The following is an 18,457-nucleotide window of genomic DNA, read 5'->3' on the forward strand; positions in this document are numbered from 1 at the left end:
TTCCGATGAGCAATCGATATCGAAAGATCCTCGACAGCATCTTCCGCACACCGACCAGCGCCAGCCTGGTGTTTACCGACATCGAGGCGCTAGTGCTGTATCTGGGCGGGCAAGTGCAGGAACGTGAGGGCTCCAGGGTCAAGTTGATCCTGGGTGATCAGCTTTGGCGCTGTCACCGGCCGCACCCGGGCAAAGAGGCCAAGCGATATCAGGTGGAAGAAGCCCGCGAGTTTCTTCTACGGGCAGGAGTTCAACCATGAACACTATGAGCTACAAGGGCTACACCGCCCGAGTCGAATACGATCCACGGGACGATATTTTCGTCGGTCGTGTCCTGGGTGTGCGTGACATCATCAGCTTCCACGCCAGCGCCGTCAGGCAGTTGCACGAGGCGTTTCACCTGGCGCTGGATGACTACCTGGCCGATTGCGCCGAGCGTGGGGTCAAGCCGGAAAAACCCGCTTCCGGCAAAGTCATGCTGCGTATCAGGCCAGAAGTCCATGCCGCGGCGACCATCGCAGCTCAATCGGCAGGCAAGAGCCTCAACCAATGGGCCGATGAAGTGTTTGAGCGTGCAGCACAAGCCTGAGTAAAGGCAATTTCTTCCAATACAGCCCGGCGAAAAACCGTTTAAATAGCGCCTGCCCTCAACAGCGGTTACGGAACGTCGATGCCTTTTTCAAATGGATTTCTGCTGAGTTTGTCGTTGTGCCTGGATATCGGCATTGCCAATATCGCCATGATCACCCTGGCCATGCAGCGAGGCTTCCTGCAGGGTTTCTGGCTGGGGCTGGGCACCTGTGTCGGTGACCTGCTGTATGCCATTGCGGCATTGGCGGGGATGACCGTGCTGCTGCAATTTGAAACGGTACGCTGGGTGTTGTGGCTGGGCGGGTCGGTGTTGCTGGTGTGGTTTGCCATCAAGATGCTGCTGGCGGCGCTGCGTGGCAACGCCCACCTGGAGACCCGTGGCGAGGTGGTCGTGGAATCGGGCTGGCGCGAGTTCATGCGCGGGATCTTCCTGGCCATGTCGTCGCCCAGCGCCATCCTTTGGTTTGCCGCGGTCGGCGGGGTGCTGATTTCCCGTTCCGGTGGCGGCAGCCTGTTCGAAGCCGGGCTGTTTCTCTCCGGTTTTTTTGCCGCCGGGCTGATCTGGTGCCTGTCGTTGTGCGGCATTGCCAGCCATGGCGGACGGTTGTTGGGGGATCGCTTGCTGACCTGGTCGTACCTGCTGTCGGCGGGCATTTTCTGCTATTTCGCCGGCTACGTGATTCTTTCCGGTTACCGCGAGTTCATCCTCGCCGTGCCTGCGGCCGCGCCGGGTCTATAATGATTCGAGACACCGGTGCGCAGGTGCCGTCAGGCAGGAGGAGCTTCGATGAAAGGTCTGGATGCAAAAAAGGCGACGAAGAAAAAACCACTGAAAACCGCCAAAGAAAAACACGCCGCCAAACGCGCCAAACGCTCAGGCGGCAGTTTTCTTTCGCAATAATGCCAAGAGCTCCGCAAGGGGCTCTTTTCGTCAGGGGCGGGCCCTCGAGCAGATTCCGAGAATGGGTAATTGCCGCTACCCTAGCGCTGGGTACGGATACGCTGTGCCCATTACCCTGGCGAACGAGGCAAAGGACATGACTCTGCAGACTCCCCCGATCAAACCCGCGCGTTTCGAAGACGGTCGTACCTTCACGGTTGCCGGACTTGGTGAGCGCTATGGCCAGGCCACCCTCCAGCAAATCCCCACCCTGTGGCAACGCTTCGAGCAGCACATTGGCCGGGTTCCCGGGCAGATAGGCGGGGAAACCTACGGGGTGTGCAGCAACGGTGATGGCCAAGGCAATTTCGACTATATCGCCGGGGTCCGGGTGCAGGACACCGATTCGCTGCCGGCCGGTTTTCAGCATGTCGAACTCAAGGCCCGACGTTACGCAGTGTTTGAGCACCACGGCAGCCTCGACAATCTCAAGGCCACCTTTCAGGCCATATGGAAGGACTGGGTGCCGGTGTCCGGCGAAACCGTGGCCAACGCGCCTGAGTTCGAGCGTTATGGCCAGGACTTCAACCCCGATGACCGCAATAGCGTGATGGAAATATGGCTGCCTCTGGAAAGCAAATGATCGAAACCTGCACCGATGTACAGCAAGACGATTGGCTTGTGCTGCGCCAGGCGCTGTGGCCCCAGTGCCCGCTGGAGGAGCACCGCCAGTCAGTGCGCGAAATCATCGAGCAGCCCCAGCGCCTGGTGGCCTTTCTGGCCCGTGACCGCGCCGGGCGCGCTTTGGGTTTTGCCGAAGCCTCGATCCGCAGTGATTACGTCAATGGCAGCAACAGTTCGCCGGTGGCCTTTCTCGAAGGCGTGTTCGTCGCGCCCCAGGCTCGGGGCCAGGGTGTTGCCGGGCACCTGATTGCGGCGGTTGAGCAGTGGGGCGCCAGCCTGGGTTGCAGCGAGCTGGCCTCGGATGCTGCCCTGGACAACCACAGCAGTCACGCGATGCATGCGGCATTGGGCTTTAGTGAAACTGAGCGGGTGGTGTACTTTCTCAAGCCTTTGGCCAAGGGCTGATCTTTAGGGGGCTTCGCGGATGCGATCCTTGGGTTGGTTTTTGAGGCTGTGAGCTAATCCATTCGCTGTGGCGCTGCTGCCGGCCCCTTCCGCCCTTACGGCGGGTCCCTTTTGTTCTTGGCAAAAGGAACCAAAACCGCTCGCTCCTGCATACGGCCCTACGCTTCGCTCCGGGTTCCTTCGCTTCGGTGCCTTCCAGGGGCATCGCGGCCTACGACTTGCTACGCCAAGTCTACGTCTCGCGACTTCGGCTTGGGCCGAAGGGTGCTGCGCACCAGCCCCCTCCAGACACCTACGCTCAGCCTCCTGAAGTCGCGAAGTTACGGGCGGCGCCTGCACTGGCGTATCTGCGAAATCAGATTATGGCGCAGCCAAGCTGACGCCGGAGCGGGACAAGCTCGCTGGCAAAGCGAGCACCGACTTGCTTGATCTTGATCTTGATGCGCGTAGTTCAAGGCGCCGCCGTAAAGGCGGAAGGGGCCGGCAGCAGCGCCACACAAAATGGATAAGCCCGCAGCCTGCAACATCCCAACCCAAGAATCATAGCCCCAGGATTCCGTGAACAACCATTTTCCCTGTCTGTCGATTTCAGCCGCCGCCAATCGACCATCTGTGAACGCGCCGAATGGTTCGGCGCCTGATCGCGCAGAGGACACGACCATGAACAGTGCCGCCGAGAACGAAATCCGCCAACTCATCGAACAGTGGATTCCGGCTGTTCGCGCCCGTGATATCGAGGCCATCACCGCCCCTTACGCCGATGACATCCGCGCCTTCGATGCGGTCAAGGCACTGCAGTTCAAGGGCAAGGCTGCCTACCGCGCCCACTGGCAGGCCTGTATGGAGCATTGCCCGGGCGAGATGGTCTTCGAGGTCGAGCAATTGCAGATCCAGGCCACCCCGGAGCTGGCGCTGGCGCATTGGCTCAACCGTTGTGGCCCGGCCAGCAGCGAAGGCGGTGAGGATCAAAGCTGCTACATGCGGGTTACCGTCGGCTACCAGCGCATCGGCGGGCAATGGAAGGTCATTCATGAGCACTGGTCGGCACCGTTCGACATGGAGTCCGGAGCCGCGCTGTTCTCGCTCAAGCCTTGAGCTGAAAAACCCGAGAGTTATGCCGAATCGCGCTTTCTAAGGCGGTGCGATCTGCCGCCATAGTATCCCCAGCTGTGGAGACGACGATGAAATACCTGTGCCTGGTCTACTGTGATGAAAGTCTGCTGCACAGCCTGCCCGACAGCCCGGCCGACGCCGAGTGCATGGCCTACGCCGAATCGATCCAGGGCAGTGGTCGCATGCTTGCCGCCGAGGCGCTCAAGCCGGTGCAGACCGCGACTACCGTGCGCGTGCGCGGCGGGCAGATGAGCCTGACCGACGGCCCCTTTGCCGAAACCAAGGAGCAGTTGGCCGGCTTCTATCTGGTCGATGCGCGAGACTTGAACGAGGCCTTGAACATTGCCAAGGGCATTCCCGCTGCGCGGGTCGGCAGTGTCGAGGTGCGGCCGATCCGAGAGTTGCAACCCTGAAGCGAAGGAGAACAACACCATGAGCCTTCTACCCCCCGAGCAGCCCAAGGCGCAGCACGAGCTGTCATTGACACGCCTGATCGACGCGCCGCGGAGCAAGGTGTATCGGGCCTGGACCGAGCCGCAACTGCTTGCCCAATGGTGGGGCCCCAACGGCATGACCACACCGGAATGTGAGATGCAGTTGTGGGTGGGCGGCTTGTTTCGTACGGTGATGCGTGCCCCCGACGGCAGCGAGTACCCGAATCAGGGGGTGTTTCTGGAGATCGTGCCGCCAGCGCGGATCGTCTTCACCGATGCCTTTGGCCCGGGCTGGGTGCCTTCGAACAAAGCCTTCATGACGGCGGTGGTGACCTTCGACGACGTCCATGGCAAGACCCAATACACCGCCCGCGCCTGGCACTGGAGTGCTGCCGATTGCCAGGCCCATGAAGAGATGGGTTTTCACCGTGGCTGGGGTGAGAGCCTGGATCGCCTGGTGGCGGTGGTGACCACGCAGATGCCCGACTGATGGCCGCGCTGGCACAGGTACGGGCGCAACTGGAGGCCGTGTACCGGCAGGAATCGCGGCGTATCCTGGCGACGCTGATTCGCCTGCTCGGCGACTTCGACCTCGCCGAAGAGGCCATGCATGAGGCGTTCTTCATCGCTGTCGAGCGTTGGCAGCGCGACGGCATTCCGGCAAGCCCCAGGGCCTGGCTGGTGTCCACCGGGCGCTTCAAGGCAATCGATAGCCTGCGCCGGCGGGCGCGTTTCGACCGTTCTCAGGCGCAGTTGATGCAGGCGCTGGCGTCGCTCGAGGAGGTTCAGGTGAATGACCAAGAGCTGGAGGATGACCGTCTGCGCCTGATCTTCACCTGTTGCCACCCGGCGCTGGCCGCCGATGCCCAGGTACCGCTGACCCTGCGCGAAGTCTGCGACCTGACCACCGAAGAAATCGCCCGCGCGTTTTTGCAGAGCCCGGCGACCATCGCCCAGCGTATTGTCCGCGCCAAGGCCAAGATCCGCGATGCGCGGATTCCCTATCAGGTGCCGTCGCTGGCCGAACTTCCGGAGCGGCTTGATAGCGTGCTGCGGGTGATCTACCTGGTGTTCAACGAAGGCTATTCGGCGTCTTCGGGGGAGAGCCTGATGCGCCATGACTTGAGCGATGAAGCCATCCGCCTGGGGCGTTTGCTCCAGCAATTGCTACCCGATCCGGAGGTGCTCGGCCTGCTGGCGCTGATGCTGTTGCAGGCCTCGCGGCAGCAAGCGCGCAGCGATGCCCAGGGCGAGCTTGTTGTGCTCGATGAACAGGACCGCAGCCTGTGGAACCGCGAGCTGATTGCCGAAGGCTGCCAACTGGTGCAGCAGGCCCTGCGCAGTCAGCAGTTCGGCGTCTATAGCTTGCAGGCAGCGATTGCCGCCGTGCATGCGCAGGCGGACAGTGCCGAGCAAACCGATTGGCATGAGATCGTCGGTCTGTACGATGTGCTGCTGCAGCACTGGCCGTCGCCGGTGGTCGAGCTCAACCGCGCGGCCGCCCTGGCCCGGCGCGATGGTGCCCAGGCGGGATTGGCGGCGGTGGAGGCGATTCTGGCTCGTGGGCAGTTGCAGGACTATCACCTGGCCCATTCGGCCCGCGCCGAACTGTGCCGCCAGCTAGGCCGGCTGGATCAAGCCCGCGAGGCCTATCGCAGCGCCCTTGAACTGACCCGCCAGGGCCCCGAGCGGCGCTTTATCGAGCGCCGTCTGCGCGAGCTGTGAGGCTCAGCCGATGGTGATGGGTGGCGGGCTGACCAGGTCGACGGTCTGCTGCTTGCGCGGGGCGAGAATCTCGGCCTCGCCGTCGACCACCAGCTCGTCGTTCTGATTGAACACGCGCGTGGCGATGCGCACCTTGAACTTCGGCAGTTTCTCGAGGATTTCCAGGCGCACGGTCAGGGTGTCACCGAACTTGACCGGCTTCTGGAAGCTCATGGTCTGGCCCAGGTAGATGGTGCCAGGGCCAGGCAACTCGCAGGCCACTGCGGCGCTGATCAGCGCGCCACTGAACATGCCGTGGGCGATACGCTCCTTGAACATGCTCTTGGCGGCGAACTCGGCATCCAGGTGCACCGGGTTGTGGTCACCGGACATCGCAGCAAACAGCTGAATGTCACGTTCTTCGACAGTCTTGCTGAAGCTGGCGGTCTGGCCGACTTCAAGGGCTTCGTACGGCGTGTTGGTGACCTGGGTCATCACTTGTTTTTCCTTCTATCGTGGCGGCCGGCCGGTCATTCGCTGCGGGCGGGGCGAGCAATGGTCAGCGCCTGCTGCAGCCAGTCGATGATCGCGGCCGTGACCTCGTCACGGTTGGTTTCGTTGAGCAGCTCATGCCGCGCCTGGGGGTAGAGCTGCAACTGTACGTGCTGATTGCCGGCCAGGCGCAAGGCACCGGCCAGATCCTTGAGACGCTTGCCGGCACTGACCGGATCACATTCGCCGCCCATTACCAGGATCGGCAGGTTCGGATCGATCTGCGCCAGGTTGCGGGGCTGGCTGATTTGTTCCAGGCCCATCAGCAGGTCGATCCACAAACGGTTGCTGCAGCGAAAGCCGCACAACGGGTCGGCAGCATACTTGTCGACTTCGGCGTTGTCGCGGCTGAGCCAGTCGAAGGCCGTGCGGTTGGGCTTGAAGGCTTTGTTGAACGAGCCGAACGACAGCCATTCGATCAGCGCGCTGTGCCCCAGCGGGCCCTGGCGCCAGGCTTCGAAGCGGGCGATCAGGCACGCGGTGCGGTACAGGGCCGGGGGCTGGAAGTTCGAGCCGCTGAGAATCGCGCCCTGCAGGCTGGCGCCATGGTGCATCAGGTAGGCCTGGGCGATATAGCTGCCCATGCTGTGGCCGAACAGGAACACCGGCGTGCCCGGAAACTGCTGACCGATGTGCTGGCTGAGCAGGCCCAGGTCATTGATCACGCTGTTCCAGCCATTGTGTCGGGCGAACAGGCCTAAAGTGCCAAGTTCGGCGGTGCGTCCGTGGCCACGCTGGTCGTGGGCGAGCAGGGCATAGCCGGCGTTGGTCAGGGCTTCGCCCAGGCGTTGATAGCGCCCGGCATGCTCGGCCATGCCATGGGCGAGCAACACCACCGCTTTGATCGGCGTGTCCGGCAGCCATTGGTAAACGTAGAGGCTGCAGTGATCGCTGGCCGCAAGCCAGAACGCGTCGTGGTGCATGGCGAGTCCTTGTCACACAAGTCGGAGAATCAGCTCAGTGTATAACCCAGGCGAACAATCGCAGGGTCCTCAGCAATAAGATTCACAATGTTAATGACAGCGCTTGGCGTATTTGCCACCTGCGACATACCTGCTAACGTCGGCAGAGCACCTTCTTCGCCAAGCAGGCAAGGGGGCCGGAACGGCTCAGGTATGAGGACAAGAATAAATGCAAGCTGATTTCTGGAATGACAAGCGCCCGGCAGGCGTTCCTTCGCAAATTGACGTAAATGCTTACAAGTCCGTGGTCGAAGTCTTCGAACGCTCCTGCAAGAAGTTCGCTGACCGTCCGGCGTTCAGCAACCTCGGGGTAACCCTGAGCTACGCTGAGCTCGAACGCTATTCTGCGGCCTTTGCCGCTTACCTGCAGCAGCACACCGACCTGGTGCCGGGCGACCGCATCGCGGTACAGATGCCCAACGTGCTGCAGTACCCCATCGCCGTGTTCGGCGCCTTGCGCGCCGGGCTGATCGTGGTCAATACCAACCCGCTGTATACCGCCCGCGAAATGCGCCACCAGTTCAAGGATTCCGGCGCGCGGGCCCTGGTGTACCTGAACATGTTCGGCAAGCTGGTGCAGGAAGTGCTGCCCGACACCGGCATCGAGTTTCTCATCGAAGCGAAGATGGGCGACATGCTGCCGACGGCCAAGGGCTGGTTGGTCAATACCATCGTCAGCAAGGTCAAGAAGATGGTCCCTGACTACCGTCTGCCCCAGGCAGTGCCGTTCAAGAGCGCCCTGGCCCAGGGCCAGGGCCAGTCGCTCAAGCCGGTGGCGCAGAGCCTGGACGACATCGCCGTGCTGCAGTACACCGGTGGCACCACGGGCCTGGCCAAGGGCGCGATGCTGAGCCACGGCAATCTGGTGGCCAACATGCTCCAGGTGCTGGCGTGTTTCTCCCAGCATGGGCCCGATGGCCAGCGCCTGATCAAGGAAGGGCAGGAGGTGATGATTGCACCGCTGCCGCTCTACCATATCTATGCCTTCACCGCGAACTGCATGTGCATGATGGTGACCGGTAACCACAACGTGCTGATTACCAATCCGCGGGACATTCCTGGCTTTATCAAGGAACTGAAGAAGTGGAAGTTTTCTGCGCTGCTGGGGCTCAACACCCTGTTCGTGGCACTGATGAACCACCCCGAGTTCAAGAACCTCGACTTCTCGGCGCTGAAAGTCACCAACTCCGGTGGTACCGCACTGGTCAGCGCCACCGCCGAGCGTTGGGAGAGCATCACCGGCTGCCGCATTGTCGAAGGCTACGGCCTGACCGAGACCTCGCCGGTCGCCAGTACCAACCCTTATGGCCAGCTGGCGCGCCTGGGGACCGTGGGCATTCCGGTGCCGGGCACGGCGTTCAAGGTCATTGACGACGAGGGCGTCGAGCAACCCTTTGGCGAGCGCGGCGAGTTGTGCATCAAGGGCCCGCAAGTCATGAAAGGCTACTGGCAGCACCCTGAGGCGACCGCCGAGGCGCTGGACAGCGAAGGCTGGTTCAAGACCGGCGACATTGCAGTGATCGACCCGGATGGCTTTACCCGCATCGTTGACCGCAAGAAGGACATGATCATTGTCTCGGGTTTCAACGTGTATCCGAACGAGATCGAAGAGGTGGTGATGGGCCATCCGCAGGTGGCCAGTTGCGCGGTGATCGGCGTTCCTGACGAGCGTTCGGGCGAGGCGGTGAAGCTGTTCGTGGTACCGCGCGAGGGCGGGGTGACCCTTGAAGAGCTGAAGGCTTATTGCAAGGCCAATTTCACGGGCTACAAGGTGCCCAAGCACATTGTATTGAGGGAGTCGTTGCCGATGACGGCGGTGGGCAAGATTCTGCGCAGGGAGTTGCGCGATATAGCCTGACGGCAAGCCGCAAGCACGCCTCCAGCTTGCGGCTTGCTTCTTGAAACCCAAGGCTTTAGAATTTTTACTCTAAAAATGACTACGTGATAATCAAGAGTCATTTCCGTGACTGTTTGGGCTACTTTAGCTCTAGGCGGCCCTTGGCAAAGCTGCTACTCTCGGCCCGCTTCGGATTATCAGGTTTGCAATAAACCGTAATCTTATATCAATAATAATCGCATCGACTGCGGTGAAGAATTCGCTGCTGCTGGAGGAGTGGGCTTCCATGATCGAAAATTTTTGGAAGGATAAGTACCCAGCCGGGATTGCCTCGCAAATCAATCCTGATGAGTATCCGAATATTCAGGCGGTATTGAAGCAGTCTTGCCAACGCTTTGCCGATAAACCGGCCTTTAGCAACCTGGGCAAAACCCTTACCTACGGCGAGTTGTATGAGTTGTCGGGGGCCTTTGCCGCCTACTTGCAACAGCATACCGACCTGCAGCCGGGTGATCGTATTGCCGTGCAGCTGCCCAACGTCCTGCAATACCCCGTTGCCGTGTTCGGTGCCCTGCGGGCGGGCCTGATCGTGGTCAACACCAACCCGTTGTATACCGCGCGGGAATTGGAACACCAGTTCAACGATTCCGGCGCCAAGGCGCTGGTCTGCCTGGCGAACATGGCGCACCTGGCCGAGAAGGTGGTGCCCAAGACCCAGGTCAAACACGTTATTGTCACCGAAGTGGCCGATCTGTTGCCACCGGTTAAACGCCTGTTGATCAACAGCGTGATCAAGTACGTGAAGAAAATGGTCCCGGCCTATCACCTGCCCAAAGCGGTGAAGTTCAACGATGTCTTGAGCAAAGGCCGCGGCAAGACTGTTCAGGAAGCCAATCCGGGCAGTAATGATGTGGCCGTGTTGCAATACACCGGCGGCACTACCGGGGTGGCCAAGGGCGCGATGCTGACCCACCGCAACCTGGTGGCCAACATGCTGCAATGCCGGGCGCTGATGGGCTCGAACCTCAACGAAGGTTGCGAGATCCTGATCACACCGCTGCCGCTGTACCACATCTACGCGTTCACCTTTCACTGCATGGCGATGATGCTGATCGGCAGCCACAACATCCTGATCAGCAACCCGCGTGACTTACCGGCGATGGTCAAGGAACTGTCGAAGTGGAAGTTCAGCGGCTTTGTCGGTTTGAACACCTTGTTCGTCGCCCTGTGCAACAACGAGAATTTCCGCAAGCTGGATTTCTCCGGCCTGAAGATCACCCTGTCGGGCGGTATGGCGCTGCAGATGAGTGTCGCCGAGCGCTGGAAGGCAGTGACCGGATGCGCCATCTGCGAAGGTTACGGCATGACCGAAACCAGCCCGGTGGCAGCGGTCAACCCGGCCGAGCAGAACCAGATCGGCACCATCGGTATTCCGATGCCCTCGACCCTGTGCAAGATCATCGACGACGCCGGTGTGGAACTGGCACTGGGCGAAGTCGGCGAGTTGTGCGTGAAGGGGCCGCAGGTGATGAAGGGCTACTGGCAGCGTGAAGATGCCACCAACGAGATCCTCGACAGCGAAGGCTGGCTGAAGACCGGTGACATCGCCCTGATCCAGCCGGACGGCTACATGCGTATCGTCGACCGCAAGAAAGACATGATCCTGGTCTCCGGTTTCAACGTCTATCCGAACGAGCTCGAAGATGTGCTGGCGGCCTTGCCAGGCGTGCTGCAGTGTGCGGCCATCGGCGTGCCGGACGAGAAGTCCGGTGAAGTGATCAAGATCTTCATCGTGGTCAAGCCGGGCATGACCGTGACCAAGGAGCAGGTGATGGAGCATATGCGCGCCAATGTCACCGGCTACAAAGTGCCACGCTTTGTCGAGTTCCGTGATGCGTTGCCGACGACCAACGTTGGCAAGATCCTGCGCCGTGAACTGCGTGATGAAGAGCTGAAGAAGCTGGGCCTTAAGAAGATCGCCTGAGTTTCAGGCGAGCGCTTCGCGCTCGATCGCTGGCAAGCCAGCTCCCACAGGTACGGTGTAATTGGCCCTTGTGGGAGCTGGCTTGCCAGCGATGGTTTCAGCGCAATTTTTCGAGCATCTGGTAGTACCACATCCCCGCCGCCAGCAACGGATTGCCCAACACATCGCCCATTGGCACCTTGATGTGTTTGCAGCCGGCAAAGGTATCGAATTTCTCCATCGTCCCGGTCAGGGCTTCGGCCATGATCTCGCCCATGATATGGCTGGTGGCGATACCGTGCCCGGAATAGCCCTGGCAGTACCAGACGTTATCCGACAGCTTGCCCAGCTGCGGAATGCGGTTGACCACAATCCCCATCGCACAACTCCACTGGAACTCGATCGGCACGCCCTTGAGCGCCGGAAACGTGCGCTCGATGCACGGGCGTAGTTCACCGGCGATATCCCGTGAGTCGCGCCCGGAATAGTTGGCGCCACCGCCAAACAGCAGGCGGCCATCGGCGGTCAGCCGGTAGTAGTCGAGGACGAAGCGGCAGTCGTACACCGCAAGGTCCTGGGGGTTGATCTGCGCGGCCAGCTCACCCAGTGGCGCGGTGGTGACGATGCCGCCCATGGCCGGGAAGATCTTGCCCTTGAGCTGGCGCTGTTCCAGTTTGTGATAGACGTCGCCGGCCAACAAAACCTGCTTGGCTTCGACCCGGCCGTGGGCCGTCACCACCGCCGGCTGGTCGCCGTGAATGATGTCCAGTACCTCGGAGTTCTCGAAGATCAACGCGCCCAGGCTGTGCGCGGCGCGGGCCTCGCCCAGGCACAGGTTGAGCGGGTGCAGGTGCAGGTTGCGGCGGTTCTTCAAGGCACCCAGGTACAGCGGGCTTTGCAGGTGTTCGCGCATGGCATGCTGGTCGAGCAGCTCGACCTGATCGCCCATGCCGTGGCGCTCGGCCTCGGCGGCAAAGGCGCGCAGTTCGCCCATGTGCGAAGCTTTCATCGCCGCGTGCAGGTGGCCGCGCTTGAGATCGCAGTCGATGCCGTAGCGTTCCACCCTTTGCTCGATGATCTGGTGGCCGCGCCAGCGCAGGTGCCAGATGAAGTCATCGACGTCATCACCGAGCTTGTCGCGCATCTGCTTGCGCATCGCTTCATCGCCCGAGAGGCTGCCGGTGACCTGGCCGCCGTTGCGCCCGCTGGCGCCCCAGCCGATGCGATTGGTTTCGATAATGGCGACCTTCAGGCCGCGTTCGGCCAGCTCCACGGCGCTGGCGACACCGGTAAAGCCACCGCCGATGATTGCCACATCGACCTTCACCGTGCCCTTGAGCGTCGGGTACTGCGTGGCGTCATTGAGGCTTGCGGTGTAGTAGGAGGCACTGCGCTGGGCAGGGCCGGGATTTACGGCTGCATTCATGACAAAAATCCTTGGCGCAAAAAGAGAGAGTCAGGCCTGGGTCAGGTACCAGCGCCAGTCCTGCTCGCCGACTTCGGCCATGAACTGGCGGTACTCGGCGCGCTTGACCGCAAGGTACACGCCGAGGAACTCGGCGCCGAAGGCCTCCCGTGCCCAGCTCGAACGCTCCAGCGCAGTCAGCGACGTCAGCCAGTCGGTGGGCAGCAGTTCGGTGGCCTGGGCATAGCCATTGCCCTCGACCGGTGCGCCAGGGTCGAGTTGTTGGCGGATGCCGTGATGCAGGCTGGCAAGGATCGCCGCCGCGGCCAGGTAAGGGTTGGCATCGGCGCCGCAGATGCGGTGCTCGATATGCCGGCTGTTGGCCGGGCCGCCTGGCACGCGCAGGCTGACGGTGCGGTTATCCACCCCCCAGGTCGGCGCCAGCGGCGCATAGCTGTTGGCCTGGAAGCGTCGATAGGAGTTGGCGTTGGGGCAAAACAGCAGCAGCGAATCGAGCAGCAGCTTGAGCATGCCGGCCACCGACTGGCGCAGCAGCGGCGTGCCGGCCTTGTCTTCACTGGCATAGAGGTTGTTGCCCAGGGCATCGGCCAGGCTCACGTGCATGTGCATGCCGGTGCCGGCCAGGTGATCGAACGGCTTGGCCATGAAGCAGGCCTGCATCCCGTGCTTGTGTGCCACGCCCTTGACCAGGCGCTTGTAGCGCACTGCCTGGTCCATGGCCAGCAGCGCGTCGCCATGCTCCAGGGTGATTTCCACCTGGCCCGGGGCGTACTCGGAAATCGCCGTGCGCGCCGGAATGCCCTGGGCTTTGCAGGCAGCATAGAGGTCGGCGAGAAACGGCTCGATCTGTTCCAGTTCGCGCAGGCCGTAGACCTGGGTGCCACGCGGGCGGCCGCCGTCGCTGTCCAGCGCCGGTTGCGGCCGGCCCTGGCTGTCGCGCTTCTGGTCAAGCAGGTAGAACTCCAGCTCGCAGGCCATCACCGGGTAGTAACCGTCGGCCTTGAGCGCATCGATGACCTTGATCAGCAGATGGCGCGGGTCGGCAATGCTCGCCGGCAGGCCTTCGCTGGGGTGCATGCTGACCTGCAGCGCCGCTGTGGGAATCTGCCGCCACGGCAGACGCACCAGGCTGTTTTCCAGGGGATAGGCGCGACAATCAATGTCGCCGACATCCCAGACCAGCCCGGAGTTTTCCACGTCGTCGCCGTTCAGGGTCAGGCCGAGGATGGTGCTGGGCAATGGCCGACCGCTTTCGTACACCGCCAGCAGCTCTTCGCGGTGCAGCAGCTTGCCGCGCGGCACGCCGTTGGCGTCGAGGATGAACAGCTCGATCATTTCGATATCGGGGTTGGTGGCCAGAAACGTTCGGGCCTGCTCGATGGGGGCAAATTGCATGGTGCGCTCGCTCGCGCCGTCAGGCGCACAGGACTGCCTAGCCGGTCAGGCGGCAGTCTTCGACAAGGAAGGTCGGCCAGAAGCTGGCCGCACGGTTCAGTGCAGAGCGAGGCGGGCGTCCGGTGGGCGGGCATGGCGGCAGTGCCACAAGGCCCAGAAGGCGAGAATGATGTGCACCAGCGGATTTTCCCCAGAGCGTGCCCGCACCTTCGGGAACGAAGGACGCAGCAGCGGACGGGGCAAACCGGGAGACGAAGTCATGCCTGGATACTCCCATGCCGGGGAAGGTTCATTAAATAAGCCTTTGTGCAACTTCAGGTAAGTCTTGACTAAACAATGCCCGGGCCGCCTGCAACCGTGCCGAGCGTCGGCAAATCTGCGACAATCGCAGCCCTTGAAAAAGCCGATCATGCAAAAGCAGGCTCACCTGCACGACTAAAAAGCCCCCATGACTGACCACGCGATTGATCAAATGCTGAAAAACCTCGACCACGCCATGATTGCCGAGCGTCACCGCCTGCGCCGGCAGCTGCACGAGCTGCGCAAGCGCCCGGACGAGGCCAAGCTTGCGCAATGGGTCGACAAGGTTCAGGCCTCCTGCGCCCAGGTCACTGCGCGCAAGGCCAGCGTGCCGAGCATCCGTTACGACGACAGCCTGCCGATTGCGGCCAAGCGTGACGAGATCAAAAAGGTCCTGGCCGAGCACCAGGTGCTGATCATCGCCGGTGAAACCGGCTCGGGCAAAACCACCCAGTTGCCGAAAATCTGCCTGGAGCTTGGCCGCGGCCAGCATGGTCTGATCGCCCATACCCAGCCACGGCGGATTGCTGCGCGCAGTGTCGCTACCCGGGTCGCCGAAGAGCTGGGCACGCCACTGGGGGCGCTGGTTGGCTACCAGGTGCGCTTTGAAGACCAGAGCGATGCCAACACCCTGGTCAAGCTGATGACCGACGGCATCCTCCTGGCCGAAACCCAGCACGACCGTTTTCTTGAGCGCTACGACACCATCATTGTCGACGAAGCCCACGAGCGCAGCCTGAACATCGACTTTCTGCTCGGTTACCTGAAGACCCTGCTGCCACGCCGTCCCGATCTCAAGGTCATCATCACCTCGGCGACCATTGACCTTGAGCGCTTCTCCAAGCACTTCAACGATGCGCCGATCATCGAAGTGTCGGGTCGCACCTACCCGGTGGAAACCTGGTACCGGCCATTGACCAGTGAGCAGGACGAGGAGGGCAACCGCGTCGAGGACGACCTCACCGTTGACCAGGCGATCCTCGCCACCCTCGACGAGATTGCCGCCCACGAGCGCAGCCTGGGCAAAGGCCCGGGCGATGTGCTGGTGTTCCTGCCGGGCGAGCGCGAAATTCGCGACGCCGCCGAGATGCTGCGCAAGGCCCAGTTGCGCCACACCGAGATCCTGCCGTTGTACGCGCGCCTGTCACCGGCCGAGCAGCAGAAGATTTTCCAGTCCCATCCGGGGCGGCGTGTGGTGCTGGCCACCAACGTCGCCGAAACCTCGCTGACAGTGCCGGGCATTCGCTATGTGATCGACAGCGGCACCGCGCGGATCAGCCGCTACAGCTACCGGGCCAAGGTCCAGCGCCTGCCGATCGAAGCCGTGTCCCAGGCCAGTGCCAACCAGCGCAAGGGCCGCTGCGGCCGGGTCGAACCGGGCATCTGCGTGCGCCTGTACAGCGAAGAAGACTTCAACGCGCGGCCGGCCTTTACCGACCCGGAAATCCTGCGCACCAACCTCGCTGCGGTCATCCTGCAGATGCTGCACCTGCGCCTGGGCGAGATCGACGCGTTCCCGTTCATCGAACCACCGGATGGCAAGGCCATCAGCGACGGCTTCAACCTGTTGCAGGAGCTCTCGGCGGTCAACCGCGAGAACCAGCTGACGCCCCTGGGCCGGCAACTGGCGCGCCTGCCAGTGGACCCGCGGCTGGGCCGCATGCTGCTCGAAGGCGCCAAGCAAGGCAGTCTCAACGAGCTGTTGATCGTCGCCAGTGCGCTGTCGGTGCAAGACCCGCGCGAGCGTCCACCGGAGCGCCAGCAAGCGGCGGACCAGGCCCATGCGCAATGGAAGGATGCCGACTCCGACTTCGCCGCGCTGGTCAACCTGTGGCGCGGCTTCGAGGAGCAGCGCCAGGCCCTGACCGCCAGCCCGCTGCGCAATTGGTGTCGGAAAAACTTCCTCAACTACCTGCGCCTGCGCGAATGGCGCGATGCTCACCGGCAGTTGAGCCTGATCTGTCGTGATCTGCAGTTGAGCATCAATAAAGAGCCTGCTGACTACCCGCGCCTGCACAAGGCGATTCTGTCCGGCCTGCTCAGCCAGATCGGCCAGAAGACCGAAGACGGTGACTACCTCGGTGCCCGCCAGCGGCGCTTCTGGGTGCACCCGTCATCCGGTTTGGGCAAGAAGCGCCCGCAGTGGCTGATGACCGCCGAGCTGGTGGAAACCACCAAGCTCTATGCGCGCATGGTGGCCAAGATCGATTCGGACTGGATCGAGCCGCTGGCCGGGCACCTGATCAAGAAAAACCACTTCGAACCGCACTGGGAGAAGAAGCGCGGCCAGGTGGTGGCCTTCGAGCAGGTCACCCTCTATGGCCTGATCGTGGTCGGCCGTCGGCCAGTGCATTACGGCCCGGTCGACCCGGTGATGTCCCGCGAGCTGTTTATCCGCGAGGCGCTGGTCGGTGGCGAGATCCAGTCCAAAGCCAAATGCCTGAGCGCCAACCGGCGCTTGCTCGAGCAGCTCGACGAGCTGGAGGCCAAGGCCCGTCGGCGCGATATCCTCGCCGATGAAGAAACCTTGTACGGCTTCTATGAAGCGCGCCTGCCGGCCGAGATCCACCAGACCGCAACGTTCGACAGCTGGTACCGGGTCAACAGCCAGAAAGACCCGCAGTTGTTGATCATGCGCGAGGAAGACGTGCTGGCCCGCGAGGCCAGTGAAGTCACCGCCGCGCAGTACCCGGACACCTTGCGCCTGGGCGACCTGAGCCTGGCCCTGAGCTACCACTTCGAGCCGAACCATCCGCGAGACGGCGTCACCGTGCGGGTGCCGGCGCCCCTGTTGCCGAGCCTGCCGGGCGAGCGCCTGGAGTGGCTGGTGCCGGGCCTGCTGGAAGCCAAGTGCATTGGCCTGGTGCGCAACCTGCCCAAGGCGCTGCGCAAGAACTTCGTGCCGGTGCCGGACTTCGTCAAGGCCGCGTTGCAGCGCATGAGCTTTGGCGAAGGCTCGTTGCCCCAGGCGCTGGGTCGCGAGCTGCTGCGCATGACCGGTGTGCGGGTCAGCGATGAAGCCTGGGCCGAAGCCGCTTCGCAGGTCGACAGCCACCTGAAGATGAACCTGGAAGTGGTCGATGGCCAGGGCAAGTTCCTTGGTGAAGGCCGCGACCTGGCTGAACTGACTGCACGCTTCGCCGCTGCCAGTCAGGCGGCATTGGCGGTGCCGCAGACTGCGCAAAGCCAGCAGCCGGTGCAGGCCAAGGCCTTTACCCAGGTGGCCGAGACCGCGCAACAGAAGTTTGCCGGGCTGTCGATGACGGTGTATCCGGCGCTGGTGGAAGACAACGGCACGGTCAAGGAGGGGCGTTTCTCGACCCAGGCCGAAGCCGAATTCCAGCACCGCCGTGCCTTGCAGCGCTTGTTGCTGCAGCAATTGGCGGAGCCGGCCAAGTTCCTGCGCAGCAAGCTGCCGGGGCTGACCGAGCTTGGCTTGTTGTACCGTGAACTGGGCCGGGTCGAGGCGCTGGTCGAAGATATCCTCCTGGCCAGCCTCGACAGCTGCATCCTTGACGGCGAAAGCACCCTGCCGCGCGATGGCGCAGGCCTGGCCTCGCTGGCCGAGCGCAAGCGCGGAAGCTGGGCCGAGCACGCCGAACGCCTGGCGCGTCTGACCCTGGAGATCCTCAAGCTCTGGCACGGCCTGCAAAAGCGCTTCAAGGGCAAGATCGACCTGGCTCAGGCCGTGGCCCTCAACGACATCAAGCAGCAATTGGCTAACCTGGTCTACCCGGGCTTTGTCCGTGAAACCCCGGGGCTGTGGCTCAAGGAACTGCCACGCTACCTCAGGGCCATCGAATTGCGCCTGGAGAAACTCGGTGCCCAGGTGCAGAAGGACCGGGTCTGGAGTGGTGAGCTGGGCAACCTCTGGAGCCAGTACCAGACCCGCCTCGACAAGCACGCCCAGGAAGGCAAGCGCGACGAGCAGCTGCAGCTGTACCGCTGGTGGCTGGAGGAATACCGGGTGTCGTTGTTCGCCCAGCAGTTGGGTACCAAGGTGCCGGTTTCCGACAAACGACTGAGCAAGCAGTGGAGTCAGGTGGAAGCCTAAACCCCTGCAGTTGTGGCACACTTGGCTGATATTCGCCGCGTACCCCGGAATTACCTGCCGGGCGTGCGCGGCTCTCGAATGCAGCACTGCGCAGGGGCCCTGCACGTCAGGGTCATTACCAGTCAAAGTTGGTACTTTGGTGCCAACTCAAACCGAC

Annotated in this window: 17 protein-coding genes; 12 read left to right on the forward strand and 5 right to left on the reverse strand. The window is 62.4% G+C overall.

Annotated features, from left to right (window positions below; translation table 11 throughout):
- The first annotated feature begins 5 nt into the window (after positions 1–5).
- From PspR32_RS06765 to PspR32_RS06805, 9 genes are all read left to right on the forward strand, one after another.
- The gene (locus PspR32_RS06765) at positions 6–260 is read left to right on the forward strand and encodes a type II toxin-antitoxin system HicA family toxin (RefSeq protein ID WP_159388243.1); all 255 of its coding nucleotides are present in this window, start codon (positions 6–8) and stop codon (positions 258–260) included.
- Positions 257–589, forward strand: a complete 333-nt coding sequence (locus tag PspR32_RS06770; RefSeq protein ID WP_010223090.1) for a type II toxin-antitoxin system HicB family antitoxin — start codon at positions 257–259, stop codon at positions 587–589. Before PspR32_RS06765 ends, PspR32_RS06770 begins: the two co-directional genes overlap by 4 nt.
- Positions 590–670: 81 nt before the next feature.
- Complete coding sequence (locus PspR32_RS06775) at positions 671–1,330, forward strand: LysE family translocator (RefSeq protein ID WP_026001317.1); 660 nt, start codon at positions 671–673, stop codon at positions 1,328–1,330.
- Positions 1,331–1,628: 298 nt separating this feature from the next.
- Positions 1,629–2,114 (forward strand): GyrI-like domain-containing protein, encoded by a 486-nt coding sequence (locus PspR32_RS06780; RefSeq protein ID WP_010223088.1) that lies wholly within the window; start codon positions 1,629–1,631, stop codon positions 2,112–2,114.
- The gene (gene aac(6'), locus PspR32_RS06785) at positions 2,111–2,560 is read left to right on the forward strand and encodes an aminoglycoside 6'-N-acetyltransferase (protein WP_010223087.1); all 450 of its coding nucleotides are present in this window, start codon (positions 2,111–2,113) and stop codon (positions 2,558–2,560) included. The genes PspR32_RS06780 and aac(6') overlap by 4 nt, the downstream gene beginning before the upstream one ends.
- 660 nt (positions 2,561–3,220) lie before the next feature.
- Entirely contained in the window at positions 3,221–3,655 is a 435-nt protein-coding gene (locus PspR32_RS06790; protein WP_159388244.1) for a YybH family protein, read from the forward strand.
- 86 nt (positions 3,656–3,741) lie between these two features.
- On the forward strand, positions 3,742–4,086 hold the full coding sequence (locus PspR32_RS06795; protein WP_010223085.1) for a YciI family protein: 345 nt from the start codon (positions 3,742–3,744) through the stop codon (positions 4,084–4,086).
- 19 nt (positions 4,087–4,105) lie between these two features.
- On the forward strand, positions 4,106–4,597 hold the full coding sequence (locus tag PspR32_RS06800) for an SRPBCC family protein (RefSeq protein WP_010223084.1): 492 nt from the start codon (positions 4,106–4,108) through the stop codon (positions 4,595–4,597).
- Complete coding sequence (locus PspR32_RS06805) at positions 4,597–5,832, forward strand: RNA polymerase sigma factor (RefSeq protein ID WP_159388245.1); 1,236 nt, start codon at positions 4,597–4,599, stop codon at positions 5,830–5,832. Before PspR32_RS06800 ends, PspR32_RS06805 begins: the two co-directional genes overlap by 1 nt.
- A gap of 3 nt (positions 5,833–5,835) precedes the next feature.
- On the opposite strand, the gene PspR32_RS06810 is transcribed toward PspR32_RS06805, so the two are convergent.
- Entirely contained in the window at positions 5,836–6,306 is a 471-nt protein-coding gene (locus PspR32_RS06810; RefSeq protein WP_010223082.1) for a MaoC family dehydratase, read from the reverse strand.
- 35 nt (positions 6,307–6,341) lie between these two features.
- Complete coding sequence (locus tag PspR32_RS06815) at positions 6,342–7,286, reverse strand: alpha/beta hydrolase (protein ID WP_010223081.1); 945 nt, start codon at positions 7,284–7,286, stop codon at positions 6,342–6,344.
- Positions 7,287–7,494: 208 nt separating this feature from the next.
- Between PspR32_RS06815 and fadD2 the strand changes: the two genes are divergently transcribed.
- Positions 7,495–9,183 carry a long-chain-fatty-acid--CoA ligase FadD2 gene (gene fadD2, locus PspR32_RS06820; RefSeq protein WP_010223080.1) on the forward strand — a complete coding sequence of 563 codons (1,689 nt, stop codon included), beginning with the start codon at positions 7,495–7,497 and terminating at the stop codon, positions 9,181–9,183.
- Positions 9,184–9,448: 265 nt separating this feature from the next.
- Positions 9,449–11,146, forward strand: coding sequence for a long-chain-fatty-acid--CoA ligase FadD1 (fadD1, locus tag PspR32_RS06825; RefSeq protein ID WP_010223079.1), 1,698 nt, complete (start codon positions 9,449–9,451; stop codon positions 11,144–11,146).
- Positions 11,147–11,243: 97 nt separating this feature from the next.
- Here fadD1 and PspR32_RS06830 read toward each other — a convergent pair whose 3' ends face one another.
- The 3 genes from PspR32_RS06830 to PspR32_RS26155 all read right to left on the reverse strand — a co-directional run bounded on the left by PspR32_RS06830 (position 11,244) and on the right by PspR32_RS26155 (position 14,207).
- Complete coding sequence (locus tag PspR32_RS06830) at positions 11,244–12,551, reverse strand: NAD(P)/FAD-dependent oxidoreductase (RefSeq protein WP_159388246.1); 1,308 nt, start codon at positions 12,549–12,551, stop codon at positions 11,244–11,246.
- 30 nt (positions 12,552–12,581) lie between these two features.
- Complete coding sequence (locus tag PspR32_RS06835; RefSeq protein ID WP_159388247.1) at positions 12,582–13,946, reverse strand: glutamine synthetase family protein; 1,365 nt, start codon at positions 13,944–13,946, stop codon at positions 12,582–12,584.
- 96 nt (positions 13,947–14,042) lie between these two features.
- Positions 14,043–14,207: a hypothetical protein gene (locus tag PspR32_RS26155; protein ID WP_167336594.1), complete on the reverse strand. Its 165-nt coding sequence runs from the start codon at positions 14,205–14,207 to the stop codon at positions 14,043–14,045.
- Between the two features lie 187 nt (positions 14,208–14,394).
- Here PspR32_RS26155 and hrpA point away from each other — a divergent pair, with 187 nt between their 5' ends.
- Complete coding sequence (gene hrpA, locus PspR32_RS06840) at positions 14,395–18,300, forward strand: ATP-dependent RNA helicase HrpA (RefSeq protein ID WP_159388248.1); 3,906 nt, start codon at positions 14,395–14,397, stop codon at positions 18,298–18,300.
- Positions 18,301–18,457 lie beyond the last annotated feature (157 nt).

This window comes from Pseudomonas sp. R32, from assembly GCF_009866705.1.
Lineage (GTDB): Bacteria > Pseudomonadota > Gammaproteobacteria > Pseudomonadales > Pseudomonadaceae > Aquipseudomonas > Aquipseudomonas donghuensis.